This is a genomic window from Micromonospora sp. NPDC001898 (assembly GCF_042891255.1).
Classification (GTDB): domain Bacteria; phylum Actinomycetota; class Actinomycetes; order Mycobacteriales; family Micromonosporaceae; genus Micromonospora.
This window is the reverse complement of sequence record NZ_JBIATC010000012.1, coordinates 12,984-28,637: the sequence shown is the minus strand read 5'-3', so window position 1 is coordinate 28,637 and position 15,654 is coordinate 12,984. Positions and strand designations below refer to the sequence as shown.

Below are 15,654 nucleotides of genomic sequence, written 5' to 3'. Positions count from 1 at the left end.
CCACCTCGTGCGACGCGTTCTCGCGGCGGCCATCGCCGCCCTGACCGTCACCACCGCCGGCACGGCCGTGACCGGCGCCCCCGGCCAGGCCGCCGCCCGATCGGGCTGGGGCCGGCCGACCCTCGCCCCCGCCGCGCCGAGCCCCGGCAGCCCCGGCCTGGGCGACAGCTACTTCCCCGACTACGGCAACGGTGGCTACGACGTAGACCACTACGACATCCGGCTGCGCTACGAGCCGGCCACCGACCAACTCAGCGGCACCACCACGATCCTGGCCCGGGCCACCCAGGACCTGTCCCGGTTCAACCTGGACTTTGTGCTCGGCGTCGAGTCGGTGCGGGTCAACGGCTGGTCGGCCACCTTCGCCCGGGAGGGCGTCCACGAGTTGGCGATCACCGCGCCCCGGCCGATCGTCAAGGGCCAGTCCCTGACCATCGTGGTGAAGTACGCCGGGGTGCCGTCGACGACCCGGGTCAACGGCTACAGCGGCTGGACCCGCACGTCCGACGGTGGGCTCGCCGTGAACGAACCCGAGTCGGCCTGGTGGTGGTACCCGAGCAACGACCACCCCCTCGACAAGGCGAACTGGGACGTGTCGGTGTCGGTGCCGGCCGGCGTCGAGGTCGTCAGCAACGGCGTGCAGCCCCGCCCGCCGCTGGCCGAGGCGGGCAACCGGCTGCGGTGGAGCTGGCGCAGCACCAGCCCCGGCGCGACGTACGAGTCGTTCCTGGCCGTCGGGCAGTACGACATCGTCACCGACACCGCGCCCAACGGGCAGCCGGTGGTCAACGCGTACAGCACCACGCTGGGCCCGCTCGCACCCGCGGCGCGGGCCAGCATCGAACGGACCGCCGAGATCGTCGAGTGGGGCAGCACGATCTTCGGGCCGTACCCGTTCGAGGCGCAGGGCGGCGTGGCCGGGCCGGTCGACGGGATCGGCTTCGCCCTGGAGACGCAGACCCGCCCGGTGTACGGGCCGGGCTTCTGGCGGCGCGGGTCGAACACCTACGTGATCGTCCACGAGAACGCCCACCAGTGGTTCGGCGCCTCGGTCTCGGTGGCGGACTGGCGGCACATCTGGCTCAACGAGGGCTTCGCCTCGTACGCCGAGTGGCTATGGTCGGAGGAGCAGGGCGAGGGCACGGCGCAGGAGCTGTTCGACTTCACCTACGCCAGCTACCCGGCCGACGACGACTTCTGGCAGGTCCCACCGGGTGACCCGGGCGCCGACAACGTCTTCGACGGCGCGGTCTACGACCGGGGCGCGATGGCCCTGCACCAGATCCGGCTGGCCGTCGGCGACGACGCGTTCTTCCGGATCGTGCCGCAGTGGACCGCCGCCCACCGGCACGGCAACGGCACGGTCGAGCAGTTCCAGGCCCTCGCCGAGCAGGTCTCCGGCCAGGACCTGGACGCGGTGTTCACCACCTGGCTGTTCACCAGGGGCCGCCCGGAGCTGTCCGGGGCCACGGCGCCGGCCGCCGCGCCCGCCGCACCGAAGTCGTGGGCCAAGATCCGCGAGTCCCACCACCTGCACGCCCGCTGACCCACCCCGATCGGGCCCCACGGCGGTGCCATGGCGGCATTCGCACCACCTCGGATGCCGCCGTGGCGCCGCCGTCGTGTACGGCCCACACGGTTTATGCGCTTGTCGCCGCGCGGGGGCAGGCCCATGATTGCGGCCATGGCCGCGACGGGACGAGCCGACCACGGGTCACCGGCGCCGGCGGCCCGGCGGCCCCGCCCGGTGCCCACGCCAGCCGACGACCGGGGCACCCCCATGGATGAGGCCAGCCGCCGTGAGCTGGCCCGCAGGGCGCTCGACGGTTACCTCAGTGGCCCGGGCGCCCCGGCCGTGGCCACCGACCACGCCCTGGCGAAGGTCCACGATGCCGCGGCCGTGGTGCTGGTCGAGGGCATCAGCGACCAGATCGCCGTGGAGACCGCCGCCGCCGGGCGCGGCCGGGATCTCGGGGCGGAGCGGGTGGTGGTCGTGCCGATCGGCGGGGCGCACGCGACCGGCCGCGTCCTGGCGGGGCTGGGCCCCCTGGGCGCCGGGGTACGCCTCGCCGGCCTCTACGACCGGCGCGAGGAGGAGATAGTCCGGCGCGGGCTGGTCTCGGCCGGGGCCGGCTCGCCCCGCACCCGCGCCGACCTGGAGCGCCTCGGGTTCCACGTCTGCGTCGACGACCTGGAGGACGAGCTGATCCGCGCCGTGGGGGTCGCGGAGGTCGAGGCGCTCCTCGACGCGCAGGGCGACCTCGGCTCGCTCCGCTCGTTGCAGGGCCAGCCCGCCTGGCGTGGCCGGGAACCCGAGGCGCAGCTGCGGCGGTTCCTGGGCAGCGGCTCGCGCCGCAAACTGCGCTACGCGCGGCTGCTCGTCGAGGCGGCGGTCGGCCGGGACACGCTGCCCCGACCGCTCGACGCGCTGCTCGCCACCGTCTGACCCGCCCCGCCCCCACACCCGCCCCGCGCGCCGCCGGGCCCACCCAGGCCCCGCCGTCAGGCCCCCGGACCGCGGACAGTTCGCGTCAGCCCGCGACGCGCAGTGTCCACGGTCCACGCGCGCGGGGCCGGCGGGCCGGGACGCGGGTCCCGGCCCGACAAGCCAGCTCCGTCAGCGGGCGGCCAGGGGCTGCCGCGCGGGGTCGACCGGGGCGGGCAGCTCGCCCACCCCGCCGAGGTACGCGTGGATCGCGGCGGCCGCCGCGCGCCCCTCGGCGATCGCCCAGACGATCAGCGAGGCGCCCCGGTGCATGTCGCCGGCGACGAAGACGCCGTCGGCCCCGGTCTGCCAGTCCGGCCGGGCGTCGATCGCTCCCCGGCCGTTGCGGGCCACCCCGAACTGTTCCAGCAACGGCTGTCGCTCGGTGCCCTCGAAGCCGATCGCCAGCAGCACCAGATCCGCCGGGAGTTCCCGCTCCGAGCCGGGCAGCGGGGTGACGATCCGCCGGCCGTCGCGCTTCTCGACGGTCACCTCGGCGATCCGCACCGCCCGTACCTGGCCGGTGCCGTCGTCGACGAACTCCTGCACGGCGGCGGCGAACACCCGGTCGCCGCCCTCCTCGTGGGCGGGGTAGTTGCGCAGCAGCCACGGCCAGGTCGGCCACGGGTCCCGGTCGGCGTCGCGGGAGTGCGGCGGCTCCGGGTACAGGTCGAGCTGGTGCACCCCGGCCGTGCCCTGGCGGTGGGCCACGCCGAGGCAGTCCGCGGCGGTGTCGCCGCCGCCGATGATCACCACGTGCTTGCCGGCCGCGTCGATCGGGGTGCCGTCGGGCAGCACGGCGAGCGCCGCCCTGCCCTCGCCGGCCGCCGCGACCACCCGGTTCGCCGCGACCAGGTGCGTCATCGCCTGGTGTACGCCGCGCAGTTCCCGCCCCGGGGTCTCGGGGGTGTCCCGGCCCTGGAGCGCGCCGCAGGCGAGCAGCACCGCGTCGTGCGCCTCGCGCAGCTGCTCGGCGGTCACGTCGACGCCGACGTTCACCCCGGTGCGGAACCGCACGCCCTCGGCCGCCAACTGGGCCTGCCGCCGGTCGATGTGCTGCTTCTCCAGCTTGAAGTCGGGAATGCCGTACCGGAGCAGGCCGCCGATCGCGTCGTCGCGCTCGTACACCGTCACGGCGTGGCCGGCGCGGGCGAGCTGCTGGGCGGCGGCCAGGCCGGCGGGACCGGAGCCGACCACGGCGACCGACCGGCCGGTCGGGGCCACCGGCGGGCGGGGTTCCAGCCCGCCCCGGGTCACCGCCGCGTCGGCGATCTCCACCTCTACCTGCTTGATGGTGACCGGGTCGCCGCCACCGATGCCGAGGACGCAGGCGGCCTCGCACGGGGCCGGACAGAGCCGGCCGGTGAACTCGGGAAAGTTGTTGGTGGCGTGCAGCGACTCCACCGCCGCGTCCCAGCTACCGGTCCGGACCAGGTCGTTCCAGTCCGGGATGCGGTTGCCCAGCGGGCAGCCGTCGTGGCAGAACGGGATGCCGCAGTCCATGCACCGGGTGGCCTGCTCGCGGACGAGGTCCTCGCCGGCCGGCGGGTACACCTCCCGCCAGTCGCTGATCCGCACCGGCACCGGGCGGCGCGCGGGCAGCCGCCGGTTGTAACGCAGGAAACCGTTCGGGTCAGGCACGAGCCACCTCCTGGGCGACCGCCCGGGGGGCGGGCGGCATGGACGCATCGGTTGGCGCCGACGACGCCGCTGGGGCGGCTGTCGCCGCCAGTGCGCTCATCACCGCGTCGTCGACGTCGCGGCCGGCGGCTTCGGCGGCCCGCATGATCTCCAGCACCCGGCGGTAGTCCCGGGGCACCACTGCGGTGAACTCGCCCACCGCCTCCGGCCAGCGCTTCAACAGCGCCTCGGCGACCGCCGAGCCGGTCTCGGCGAAGTGCCGGTGCACCAACTCGTGCAGCCGGTCCCGCTCCTCGTCGCGCAGCGGCGACAGTTCGACCAGTTCCCTGTTGATCCGACGCCGGTCGAGGTTCCAGACGAACGCGGTGCCGCCGGACATCCCGGCGGCGAAGTTACGCCCCGTCTCGCCGAGCACCACCACCGTGCCGCCGGTCATGTACTCGCAGCCGTGGTCCCCGACGCCCTCGACGACCGCCACCGCCCCGGAGTTGCGCACCGCGAACCGCTCGCCGACCCGGCCGCGCAGGAAGACCTCGCCCGCGGTGGCCCCGTACAGGATGGTGTTGCCGGCGATGATCTGGTCCTCGGCGCGCTCGCCCGGCATGGCCTCGCCCTCGACGAACGGCGCGGTGGCGTCCGGGCGGACGACGATCCGGCCGCCGGACAGGCCCTTGGCGACGTAGTCGTTGGCGTCGCCGTGCAGGCGCAGGGTGACCCCGCTGGGCAGGAACGCGCCGAACGACTGCCCGGCGGTGCCGCGCAGCAGGAACTCGACGGTGTCGGCGGGCAGGCCGGCCCCGCCGAAGCGGCGGGTGACCTCGCCGCCGAGCATCGCGCCGACGCTGCGGTGCTCGTTGCGCACCGCCACCTCGACCCGCACCGGCGTGCCGTCGGTGAGCGCCGGCCCGGCGAGGGCGATCAGCTCGTTGTCCAGCGCCAGCTCCAGCCCGTGGTCCTGGGCCCGCACGCCACGCCGGGCCGCGCCGGCCGGCAGCTCCGGCAGGTGCAGGACCCGGCCGAGGTCGAGGTCCCGGGCCTTCCAGTGGTCGATGGCGTCGACGACGTCGAGCAGCTCGGTGTGGCCGATGGCCTCCTCGATGGTGCGCAGGCCCAGCTCGGCGAGGTATCCCCGGACCTCCTCGGCGAGGAAGAGGAAGAAGTTCTCCACGAACTCCGGCCTGCCGGTGAACCGCTCGCGCAGCACCGGGTTCTGGGTGGCGATGCCGACCGGGCAGGTGTCCAGGTGGCAGACCCGCATCATCACGCAGCCCTCGACGATCAGCGGGGCGGTGGCGAAGCCGAACTCCTCGGCACCGAGCAGCGCCGCGACCAGCACGTCCCGACCGGTCTTGAGCTGGCCGTCGACCTGCACGGTGACCCGGTCGCGGAGCTTGTTGAGCAGCAGGGTCTGCTGTGCCTCGGCCAGCCCCAGCTCCCACGGGGTGCCGGCGTGTTTGAGCGAGTTCAGCGGGGACGCCCCGGTGCCGCCGTCGTGGCCGGAGATCAGGATGACGTCGGCCTTGAGCTTGGCCACGCCGGCCGCGACCGTGCCGACACCGACCTCGCTGACCAGCTTGACGTGCACCCGGGCAGCCGGGTTGACGCACTTGAGGTCGTGGACGAGCTGGGCCAGGTCCTCGATCGAGTAGATGTCGTGGTGCGGCGGCGGGGAGATCAGGCCGACGCCCGGGGTGGCGTGCCGGGTCCGGGCGATCCACGGCCAGACCTTGTTGCCGGGGAGCTGGCCACCCTCGCCGGGCTTCGCCCCCTGGGCCATCTTGATCTGAAGGTCGTCGGCGTTGACCAGGTATTCGCTGGTCACGCCGAACCGGCCGCTGGCGATCTGCTTCACCGCGGAGCGGCGCCGCGGGTCGTGCAGGCGCTCGGCGTCCTCGCCGCCCTCGCCGGTGTTGGACTTGCCGCCGAGGCGGTTCATGGCGATGGCGAGGGTCTCGTGCGCCTCGGCCGAGATGGACCCGTACGACATGGCGCCGGTGGCGAACCGCTTGACGATCTCGATGGCCGGCTCGACCTCGTCCAGCGGCACCGGCGGGTGGACCCCGGTGCGCAGGGTGAACAGGCCACGCAGCGATCCGGCCTTCGCGGCCAGCTCGTCGACCTTCGCCGTGTACTGGCGGAACACGTCGTACTGGCGGCTGCGGGTGGCGTGCTGGAGCAGGAAGACCGTCTCCGGGTTGAACAGGTGCAGCTCTCCCTCGCGGCGCCACTGGTACTCGCCGCCGACCTCCAGCCGGTCGGACGCCACGGCGCCCGGCGGCGGCCAGGCCAGCGAGTGCCGGGCGGCCACCTCGGCGTGGATGCCGTCCAGCCCGACGCCGCCGATGGTGCTCGGGGTGCCCCGGAAGTACCGCTGGACGAGGCGGGTGTCCAGGCCGACGGCCTCGAACACCTGCGCCCCGCAGTACGACGAGACGGTCGAGATGCCCATCTTCGACATGATCTTCAGGACGCCCTTGCCGAGCCCCTTGACGTAGTTGCGCACCGCCTTGACCGGTTCCACGCCGGGCAGGGCACCGGTGGCGATCATGTCCTCCACCGACTCGAACGCCAGGTAGGGGTTGACGGCCGCGGCGCCGTAGCCGATCAGCACGGCCGCGTGGTGCACCTCGCGGCAGTCGCCGGACTCGACGATCAGCGCCACCTGGGTGCGGGTCTGCTCGCGGACCAGGTGCTGGTGCACGGCAGCGGTGAGCAGCAGCGACGGGATCGGGGCGAGGTCGGCGTTGGAGTCCCGGTCGGAGAGCACCAGGATGCGCACGCCGTCCTCGATCGCCTCGGAGACGTGCCGGCAGATCTCGATGAGCCGGGCCTTGATGCCGGGCCCGCCGTCGCGGACCCGGTACAGCCCGGAGACCCGCACGGCCTTGAAGCCGGGCAGGTCGCCGTCCTCGTCGATGGAGAGGATCTTGGCCAGCTCGTCGTTGTCGATCACCGGGTGTGGCAGCACGATCTGCCGGCAGCTCGCCGCACCCGGGTCGAGCAGGTTGCCCTCCGCGCCGATGGTGTGCTGGAGGCTGGTCACCAGCTCCTCGCGGATGGCGTCCAGCGGCGGATTGGTGACCTGGGCGAAGAGCTGGTGGAAGTAGTCGTAGAGCAGCCGGGGCCGGGTGGACAACGGGGCGATCGGGGTGTCGGTGCCCATCGAGCCGAGCGGCTCGGCACCGGTGCGGGCCATCGGCGCGAGGAGGATCTTCAGCTCCTCCTCCGTGTACCCGAAGGTCTGCTGGCGGCGGCGCACCGAGTCGTGGGTGTAGACGGTGTGCTCGCGCGGCGGCAGGTCGGTCAGGTCGATCAGCCCGGCGTGCAGCCACTCGTCGTACGGCTGCGCGGCGGCCAACTCCGCCTTGATCTCGTCGTCGGAGACGATCCGGCCGGCGACGGTGTCGACCAGGAACATCTTGCCCGGCTGGAGCCGCCCCTTGGCGACCACGGTGGCCGGGTCGAGGTCGAGCACGCCGGCCTCGCTGCCGAGCACCACCAGCCCGTCGGAGGTGCGCCACCAGCGGCCCGGGCGCAGGCCGTTGCGGTCCAGCACCGCCCCGACGATCTCGCCGTCGGTGAACGCGACCGACGCCGGCCCGTCCCACGGCTCCATCAGGCTGGCGTGGAACCGGTAGAAGGCGCGCTTGTCGGCGCGCATGTCCGGGTCGTTCTCCCACGCCTCGGGGATCATCATCAGCACCGCGTGCGGCAGGCTGCGCCCGGCCAGGTGCAGCAGTTCCAGGACCTCGTCGAAGTTCGCCGAGTCGGAGGCGGCGGGGGTGCAGACCGGGAAGACCCGGCGGATGTTGCCCGGGATGTTCGGGCTGCGCAGCAGCGCCTCGCGGGCCTGCATCCAGTTCCGGTTGCCGCGGATCGTGTTGATCTCGCCGTTGTGGGCGATGATCCGGTACGGGTGGGCCAGCGGCCAGGACGGGAACGTGTTGGTGGAGAACCGGGAGTGCACCAGTGCGATGGCGCTGTCGACCCGCTCGTCGGTCAGGTCGGGGAAGAACTCGGGAAGCTGGCCGGGGGTGAGCATCCCCTTGAACACCATGGTCCGGCCGGACAGCGACGGGAAGTACGCCGGCACGCCCCGCTCGGCGGTCTCCCGCTCGGCCTGCTTGCGCACGCAGAAGGCCACCCGGTCCAGGTCGAGGCCGGACAGCGGGGAGCCGGCCGGGCCGGCCGGGGTGCCGGTGAGCCGGCGCGCGGCGAGGAAGACCTGCCGGACCCGGGGCATCGCCGCGAGCGCGGTCGCGCCGAGACCGCTCGGGTTGGTCGGCACATCCCGCCAGCCCAGGATCTCCGCGCCCTCGACCAGGGCGTACTTCTCCAGCACCCGGCGGGCGCGGGCCTCGCCGGCGTCATCGGTCGGCAGGAAGGCCAGGCCGGTGGCGTACTCACCGGCGGGCGGCAGCGGAAAGTCGACCACGGCGCGCAGATACGCGTCCGGCACCTGGATCATGATGCCGGCGCCGTCGCCGGTGTTGTGCTCCGCGCCCCGGGCGCCCCGGTGGTCCAGCCGGAGCAGGGCGCCGAGACCGTTGGCCACGACTGCGTGGGAGCGCCGGCCGTAGAGGTCCGCCACGAAGGCCACCCCGCACGCGTCGTGCTCGTACGCGGGATCGTAGAGCCCGGTCGCGCGCGGGGCCGACTGCTGGCTGGGAGGGTACGGAAAGGCCACCGGGCCTCCTGTCGTCACTCAGGTTGGAACATGGTCGGGACGACGTCGGCCCTTATGGGTTTATTGAGTCTACGTTAGGGGTTACGGCGCAAGGCCAGTTCAGATTGATCACACTTCCAGATGCTGGGAACGATAGTCTCGCGCGGTGGATCACGTACGGACTGAGACGACTACGACGTTCGACCGGCTCGAGCACTTTTACGACGCGGTGCCCCGGGACTCCGCCCGGGCCGAAGAGTACGGCCCCCTGGTGCTGTTCGTCCGGGAAGGGGCGGGTTGGCCGTTCTACGCCCGCCCCCGCCTGGACGCCACCGAGCCGCCCTCGCTGGCAGACGTGACCGCCGTACGGGAACGGCAGCGGGAGCTCGGCATACCGGAGGCGTTCGAGTGGGTGCACGAGCGTAGCCCGGACCTGCTGGCGGTGGCCCGCTCGGCGGGGCTGGCCGTGCTGGAGGCCCCTCTGATGATGCTCGACCCGGCCGCGATGGCCGTTCCCGAGGAGTTCACCGACGTACCGGTGCGGCTGCTGGACCCCGCCGCGCCCGGCTTCGCCGCCGACGTGGCCGCCCGCCGGGCGGTCGCCGCGGTCGGGTTCTACGCCGCCGGCACCGCCCGGGGCGAGGCCGGCCCGGCGCAGCGGGACGCCGCGGTCACCGAGCTGGACGTGGCGGCGCTGGAGGAGGAGCGGGCCCGAGTCGCCGACGGCCGCCGGCTGTCCGCGCTCGCCGGGACGCCCGCCGAGGGTCCGCTGGCCAGCGGGATGGCGATGCGGGTCGGGGAGGTGGCCGAGATCGCCGGGGTCGCCACCCTGCCGGCGGCCCGCCGCCGGGGCCTCGGCGCGGCGGTCACCGCCGCCCTCGCCCAGGCGCTGCGCGCCGCCGGCACCGACCTGGTGTTCCTCTCCGCCGGCAGCGAGGAGATCGCCCGGGTCTACGTCCGGGTCGGCTTCCGCCGGATCGGCACCGCCTGCATCGCGGAGCCCGCCGCGCTCATCTGAGCGCGCCCCGCCGCCCGGTTCCCCGGCACCCGCCGGCCGACCGGGAGGTGCCCGGCCGCCCGGGCGGCAGAGTCGGTCAGGACGGGGGGCGCCACTGGGCGGCGACGGAGGCCGCGGTGGAGAGCAGGCGGGGGCTGATGGTGCCCAGGGCGGCGTCCCGGGCCCGCAGGGCGAGCCGGCCCCGGGCCTGGAGCACCGCCGACATCCGCCGGGTCTGCCGGACCACGATCGCCGCCCGGGGCCGGCGCAGCCGGTCGTAGGTGGCCACGGCGTCCGGGAGGCGGGCCTCACGCAGCAGCGAGGCGAGGGTGGCGGCGTCCTCGAAGGCCAGGCAGGCGCCCTGGCCCAGGTGCGGGGGCATGGCGTGGGCGGCGTCGCCCAGCAGCACCACCCCGCCCGGCCCGGCCGGGAAACCATAGGCGCGGGGCAGCGGACGCAGCTCGCGGATCTCCTGCTGGACCACGTCGGCCGGATCTGTGGCGTCGAGCAGCTCGCCGATCGGGGCGGGCCAGCCGGCGTACCAGCGGCGGAGCAGCGCGAGCTGGGTCTCCGGGGACTCCGGCCGGGGCGCGCCGGCCGCGGTGGCCACCCAGTAGATGCCGCCCCGGCTCGACCCGCCGGACGAGCCGCGCTCGCCCAGCGAGGCGGCCACGAACCGGTACCCGGCGCCCAGGGTCTCCCCGCCGGCCGGCTGGTCCGCCGGAAGCCGGGGCGCCCGGTACCAGGGGATGACCGCCCGCCACGCGGCGCAGCCGGAGCTGATCACCCCCGCCTCGGGGGCCAACTGCCGGCGGATCTCGCTGTCCGTGCCGTCCGCCCCGACCACCAGGTCGGCCTCGAAGCGCTGCCGGCCGTCGCCGACCGAGGGCCGCTCACCAGGATCGGCCCGGACCGTGCGCACCGTCACGCCGGTGCGCAGCTCCACCCGCTCGCCGAGGCCCGCGATCAGCGTGTCGTGCAGATCCTCCTGGTGCACCACCACCGGCATCCGGTCGGCCGGGGTGGGGCGGGGCTGCACCAGCCAGTGCCCGTCGGGCCGGCGTATCCCGCCGTCGGGCAGCGGGGTGGCGATCGCGTCCAGGCCCGCGCCGAGGCCGAGGGCGCGCAGCGCGCGTACCCCGTTGGGCCAGAGCACGACAGCCGCCGGATCCGGGCGGACCCGGTCGGCGCGCTCCAGGAGGGTGACCTGCCACCCGGACCGGGCGAGCGCGCCGGCAACCGCGAGGCCGCCGATCCCGGCCCCGACCACCACCGCCGTACGCATGCCGCCCCGCCCCCGCTCAGCTCTCCCGGTCGGTGGCGCGCGGGCCGGTCGTGCCGGCCCGCTCGTCGCCCGCCGGCACGTCGCCCGCCTCGCGGTCGTCCGGCGCGTCGTCCCCGGTTGGCACGGGGCCCGGCGCGTCGTCGTCATCCACGGCCGCGTCGGGCCGGGCGGGGCCCGGCGTGTCGTCGTCCGCAGCCGCGTCGGGCCCGTCGGGTACCACGCCCGTGTCCCGGTACGCGCTGAACTGTTCCTCGCCCACCACCCGGTAGCCCTCCGGGGCGGTCGCCTGCGCACCCGCCCCGCGCTGGGACAGGTCGACCTGGGAGACGTCGCCGCCGGTGGCGGCCGGGGCGGGGGTGGGCCCGCCGATCGGAACCAGGTATTCCCGGGGACCACGGACCCGCAGGAAGTAGATCAGCGCGCCGACGAAGACCAGGGCGGACGTGAAGACGTTGAGCCGGACGCCGAGGATGTGGGTGGCCTCGTCGGTGCGCATCAGCTCGATCCAGAACCGGCCGGCGGTGTAGCCCATCACGTAGAGCGCGAATGCCCGCCCCTTGCCGAGACGCAGCTTCCGGTCGAGCAGGAGAACCAGGGCGGCGACGCCGACGTTCCACAGCGCCTCGTAGAGAAAGGTCGGGTGGTACAGCCCGGGAAGCAGCACCGGCTCGCCGTCGACGACCTTCGCGTGGCCGGGGTTGCTCGGGTCCATGTCGTGCACCCGCAGCCCCCAGGGCAGGGTCGTCAGGCCACCGTAGAGCTCGTTGTTGAACCAGTTGCCGAGCCGGCCCACCGCCTGGGCCAGCGGCAGCCCCGGGGCGAGCGCGTCGGCCACCACGGTGAACGGGATGCCGAGCTGGCGGGCGGCGATCCAGGCGCCGAGCGCCCCGCCGGCCACCGCGCCCCAGATGCCCAGGCCGCCCTCCCAGATGGCGAACGCCTTGAGCGGCTCGCCGCCGGCGCCGAAGTACTTCTCCGGGGAGGTGATCACGTGGTAGATGCGGGCGCCGATGATGCCGGTCGGCACCGCCCAGACGGCGATGTCGAGGACCGCGCCGGGGGCGACCCCGCGCCGGCGCAGCCGCCGCTCGGTGACCACGCAGGCCACCACGATGCCGGCGATGATGCAGAGCGCGTACGCCCGCAGCGGCAGCGGGCCGAGCTGCCAGACGGCCGTGCTGGGGCTCGGCAGGGCCGCCTGGGGAATCGTCGAGGCGAGGGTCACGGGTGCACACGCTACCGCTGTGCACCGCCGCAGCGGCACCCCGGTCGGGTCAGCGACGCGGGTTGCGCACCCCGTCGGCGAGTTCGGCGCTCAGGGTGCGCAGGGCGGCCAGGCCGGCGGCCGGGTCGGGCGCGTCGAGCACGCAGCGGACCAGCGCGCTGCCGACGATCACCCCGTCGGCGTACCCGGCGACCGTGCCGGCCTGCGCGCCGGTGCCGACGCCGAGCCCCACGCCGACCGGCAGGTCGGTGACCTCACGCAGCCGGGAGACCAGGACGGGGGCCGCGTCGGAGGTCTGCGCGCGGGCGCCGGTGACCCCCATGATCGCGGTGGCGTAGACGAATCCCCGGCAGTGCTCCGCGGTCATTCTCAGCCGCGCGTCGGTGGACGACGGGGAGACCAGGAAGGTGCGGTCCAGCCCGTGCGCGTCCGAGGCGGCCAGCCACTCGTCGGCCTCGTCGGGGATCAGGTCGGGGGTGATCAGGCCCGTGCCGCCAGCCGCGGCCAGGTCCCGGGCGAACGCGTCGACGCCGTACTGCTCGACCGGGTTCCAGTAGGTCATGGTGACCACCGGGGCTCCGGTGGCCGCGACCGCCTCGACGATGCGCAGCGCGTCGGCGACACGGACGCCGCCGGCCAGGGCCATGTCGCTGGCCTTCTGGATCACCGGGCCGTCCATCACCGGGTCGGAGTACGGGATCTCCACCTCGATGACGTCCACCCCCGCGGAGACCATGGCGGTCATCGCGGCGATGCTGCCCTCGACCGTGGGGAACCCGGCCGGCATGCAGCCCACCAGCACGGCCCGCCCGTCGGCGCGGGCCTTGTCGAACGCCACCCCGATGCGGCTCACGTTCTCACTGCTCCTTGTCGAGGATGCCGAAGTACTCGCCGGCGGTGTGCACGTCCTTGTCGCCCCGGCCGGAGAGGTTGACCACGATGACCGGCTCCCGGCCCAACTCGGCGGCGAGCCCCGGGGCGATCTTCAGCGCGCCGGCGAGCGCGTGCGCGCTCTCGATCGCCGGGATGATTCCCTCGGTGCGGCAGAGCAGCTCGAACGCGGCCATCGCCTCGCGATCGGTCACCGGCGTGTACGTCGCCCGGCCGCTGTCGTGCAGCCACGCGTGCTCCGGGCCGACACCCGGGTAGTCCAGGCCGGCCGAGATCGAGTGCGACTCGATCGTCTGCCCGTCGGAGTCCTGGAGCACGTACGTGCGGGTGCCGTGCAGCACCCCCGAGGAGCCGCCGGTGATGCTGGCCGCGTGCCGCCCGGTCTCCATGCCCTCGCCGCCGGCCTCGAAGCCGTACAGCCGCACGCCGGGGTCGCCGACGAAGGCGTGGAAGATGCCCAGCGCGTTGGAGCCGCCGCCCACGCAGGCCGCGACCGCGTCCGGCAGCGCGCCGGTCAGGTCGAGGCACTGCTGGCGGGCCTCCTCGCCGATGCCCCGGACGAAGTCCCGGACCATCTCGGGGAACGGGTGCGGGCCCGCGGCGGTGCCGATCAGGTAGTGGGTGTCGTCGACGTTGGCGACCCAGTCCCGCATCGCCTCGTTCATCGCGTCCTTGAGGGTGCGCGAGCCGGTGGTGACCGGGACGACGGTGGCGCCGAGCATCCGCATCCGGGCCACGTTGAGCGCCTGCCGCCGGGTGTCGACCTCGCCCATGTAGACCACACAGTCGAGGTCGAACAGGGCGGCGGCGGTCGCGGTGGCCACGCCGTGCTGGCCGGCGCCGGTCTCGGCGATCACCCGCCGCTTGCCCATCCGCTTGGTCAGCAACGCCTGGCCGAGCACGTTGCGCACCTTGTGCGCACCGGTGTGGTTGAGGTCCTCCCGCTTGAGCAGCACCCGGGCGCCGATCTTCGCGGAGAACCGCTCGGCCGGGTAGAGCAGCGAGGGGGTGCCGGCGTAGCCGCGCAGCAGCCCGTCGAACTCGGCGAGGAACTCCTCGTCGCCCATCGCCTTGCGGTACGCCGCGTCCAGCTCGTCGAGCGCCGCGACGAGCGCCTCCGGGACGAACCGGCCGCCGAACCGGCCGAAGTGACCGGCGGCGTCGGGGAGCCGGCCGGGCGGGGCGGGGGCGTCGGCGCTCATCGCGGTGTCCTCTCGCTGCTGCTTGTCGCCCCGGGCGCGGGTCAGCGCGCCGGGCGGGGCGTGGCCGGGTGGTTGCCGGCGTTGACCAGTCCGGCCACCGCATCGCGGGGGCTGGACTGGGTTACCAGGCCCTCGCCGACCAGCACGGCGTCGGCGCCGGCCGAGGCGTACCGGATCAGGTCGTGCGGGCCACGCACGCCGGACTCGGCGATCTTGACGACACTGCTGGGCAGGCCGGGGGCGATCCGCTCGAACACCGAGCGGTCGACCTCCAGCGTACGCAGGTCACGGGCGTTGACCCCGATCACCTGGGCGCCGGCCTCCATGGCCCGGTCGGCCTCCTCCTCGGTGTGCACCTCGACCAGCCCGGTCATCCCGAGGGACTCGATCCGCTCCAGCAGCCCGACCAGGGCGTTCTGCTCCAGCGCGGCGACGATCAGCAGGACCAGGTCGGCGCCGTGCGCGCGGGCCTCGTGCACCTGGTAGCTGGACACCACGAAGTCCTTGCGCAGCACGGGGACATTCACCGCGGCCCGGACGGCGGCCAGGTCGTCCAGCGACCCGCCGAACCAGCGCCCCTCGGTGAGCACGCTGATCGCCCGGGCGCCACCGGCCGCGTACTCCGCGGCCAGCTCGGCCGGGTCGGCGATCTCGGCCAGTTGTCCCCTGGACGGCGACGAGCGCTTCACCTCGGCGATCACGGCCACGCCGGGCCGGCGCAGGGCCGCGTACGCGTCCAGCGGCGGGGGCGCGGCGGCGGCCAGTTCGCGGATCCGCTCCAGCGGAACCTGCGCCTGCCGCCGGGCGACGTCCTCTCGGACGCCGGCCAGGATCTCGTCGAGCACGCTTCCGGACGCCGCCGGACCGGCCCCGTCCCCCTCCGCGTGCGCATGGTCAGCAGTCACCAACGGACTCCCCTCTCCGGGTGTCATGGGCCGATGCTAGGGGGCGCCACCTGGGACCGGATGCCGGGGGGTATGGCGCTCCTCACGAAATGGGCTGCGGCATAATGCCCGACTTCCGGTGAACGCCGCGTCACACAGCGCCACCACTCCCATCGATCGCGGTGACCCCGCGGCCGGCGGGTGCGCCGGTCGGCCCATCGACGGGTACCCATTCCCATTCGGCCATTGTCGGCCCGCGCCCACCCCCCGCGCATCTCGGTGGGTGCTGTGCTGTGACGTAGGTCAAGGCGGAACGGCCCTGTCCAGGCCGCCCGCTCCGGCGGAGAGTTGATCTGCCGGTGACCGGGGCGAAACGTG

The 15,654-nt window shown here is 74.4% G+C and carries 10 protein-coding genes; 3 read left to right on the top strand and 7 right to left on the bottom strand.

Annotation, left to right across the window (positions count from 1 at the left end):
* The first annotated feature begins 7 nt into the window (after positions 1 to 7).
* On the top strand, positions 8 to 1,546 hold the full coding sequence (locus ACFYZF_RS22505) for a M1 family metallopeptidase (RefSeq protein WP_387023756.1): 1,539 nt from the start codon (positions 8 to 10) through the stop codon (positions 1,544 to 1,546).
* A 234-nt stretch (positions 1,547 to 1,780) separates the two neighbouring features.
* Positions 1,781 to 2,446, top strand: coding sequence for a TOPRIM nucleotidyl transferase/hydrolase domain-containing protein (locus ACFYZF_RS22500; RefSeq protein WP_387023754.1), 666 nt, complete (start codon positions 1,781 to 1,783; stop codon positions 2,444 to 2,446).
* 171 nt (positions 2,447 to 2,617) lie between these two features.
* Here the strand turns inward: ACFYZF_RS22500 and ACFYZF_RS22495 are convergent, their stop codons facing one another.
* Positions 2,618 to 4,126: a glutamate synthase subunit beta gene (locus ACFYZF_RS22495; RefSeq protein ID WP_387023752.1), complete on the bottom strand. Its 1,509-nt coding sequence runs from the start codon at positions 4,124 to 4,126 to the stop codon at positions 2,618 to 2,620.
* Positions 4,119 to 8,813, bottom strand: a complete 4,695-nt coding sequence (gene gltB / locus ACFYZF_RS22490) for a glutamate synthase large subunit (RefSeq protein WP_387023750.1) — start codon at positions 8,811 to 8,813, stop codon at positions 4,119 to 4,121. The genes ACFYZF_RS22495 and gltB overlap by 8 nt, the downstream gene beginning before the upstream one ends.
* 145 nt (positions 8,814 to 8,958) lie before the next feature.
* On the opposite strand from gltB, the gene ACFYZF_RS22485 reads away from it, so the two are divergent.
* Entirely contained in the window at positions 8,959 to 9,810 is an 852-nt protein-coding gene (locus tag ACFYZF_RS22485) for a GNAT family N-acetyltransferase (RefSeq protein WP_387023748.1), read from the top strand.
* A 76-nt stretch (positions 9,811 to 9,886) separates the two neighbouring features.
* Here ACFYZF_RS22485 and ACFYZF_RS22480 read toward each other — a convergent pair whose 3' ends face one another.
* The 5 genes from ACFYZF_RS22480 to trpC are packed head-to-tail and all read right to left on the bottom strand — an operon-like array spanning position 9,887 to position 15,237.
* On the bottom strand, positions 9,887 to 11,074 hold the full coding sequence (locus ACFYZF_RS22480; RefSeq protein ID WP_387023746.1) for an FAD-dependent oxidoreductase: 1,188 nt from the start codon (positions 11,072 to 11,074) through the stop codon (positions 9,887 to 9,889).
* Positions 11,075 to 11,090: 16 nt separating this feature from the next.
* On the bottom strand, positions 11,091 to 12,299 hold the full coding sequence (gene lgt, locus ACFYZF_RS22475; RefSeq protein WP_387023744.1) for a prolipoprotein diacylglyceryl transferase: 1,209 nt from the start codon (positions 12,297 to 12,299) through the stop codon (positions 11,091 to 11,093).
* A gap of 49 nt (positions 12,300 to 12,348) precedes the next feature.
* Positions 12,349 to 13,152, bottom strand: a complete 804-nt coding sequence (gene trpA / locus ACFYZF_RS22470) for a tryptophan synthase subunit alpha (RefSeq protein WP_387023742.1) — start codon at positions 13,150 to 13,152, stop codon at positions 12,349 to 12,351.
* A gap of 4 nt (positions 13,153 to 13,156) precedes the next feature.
* Positions 13,157 to 14,392, bottom strand: coding sequence for a tryptophan synthase subunit beta (gene trpB / locus ACFYZF_RS22465; protein WP_387023740.1), 1,236 nt, complete (start codon positions 14,390 to 14,392; stop codon positions 13,157 to 13,159).
* A 41-nt stretch (positions 14,393 to 14,433) separates the two neighbouring features.
* Positions 14,434 to 15,237 (bottom strand): indole-3-glycerol phosphate synthase TrpC, encoded by an 804-nt coding sequence (gene trpC, locus ACFYZF_RS22460; protein WP_387023975.1) that lies wholly within the window; start codon positions 15,235 to 15,237, stop codon positions 14,434 to 14,436.
* Between the last annotated feature and the right edge of the window lie 417 nt (positions 15,238 to 15,654).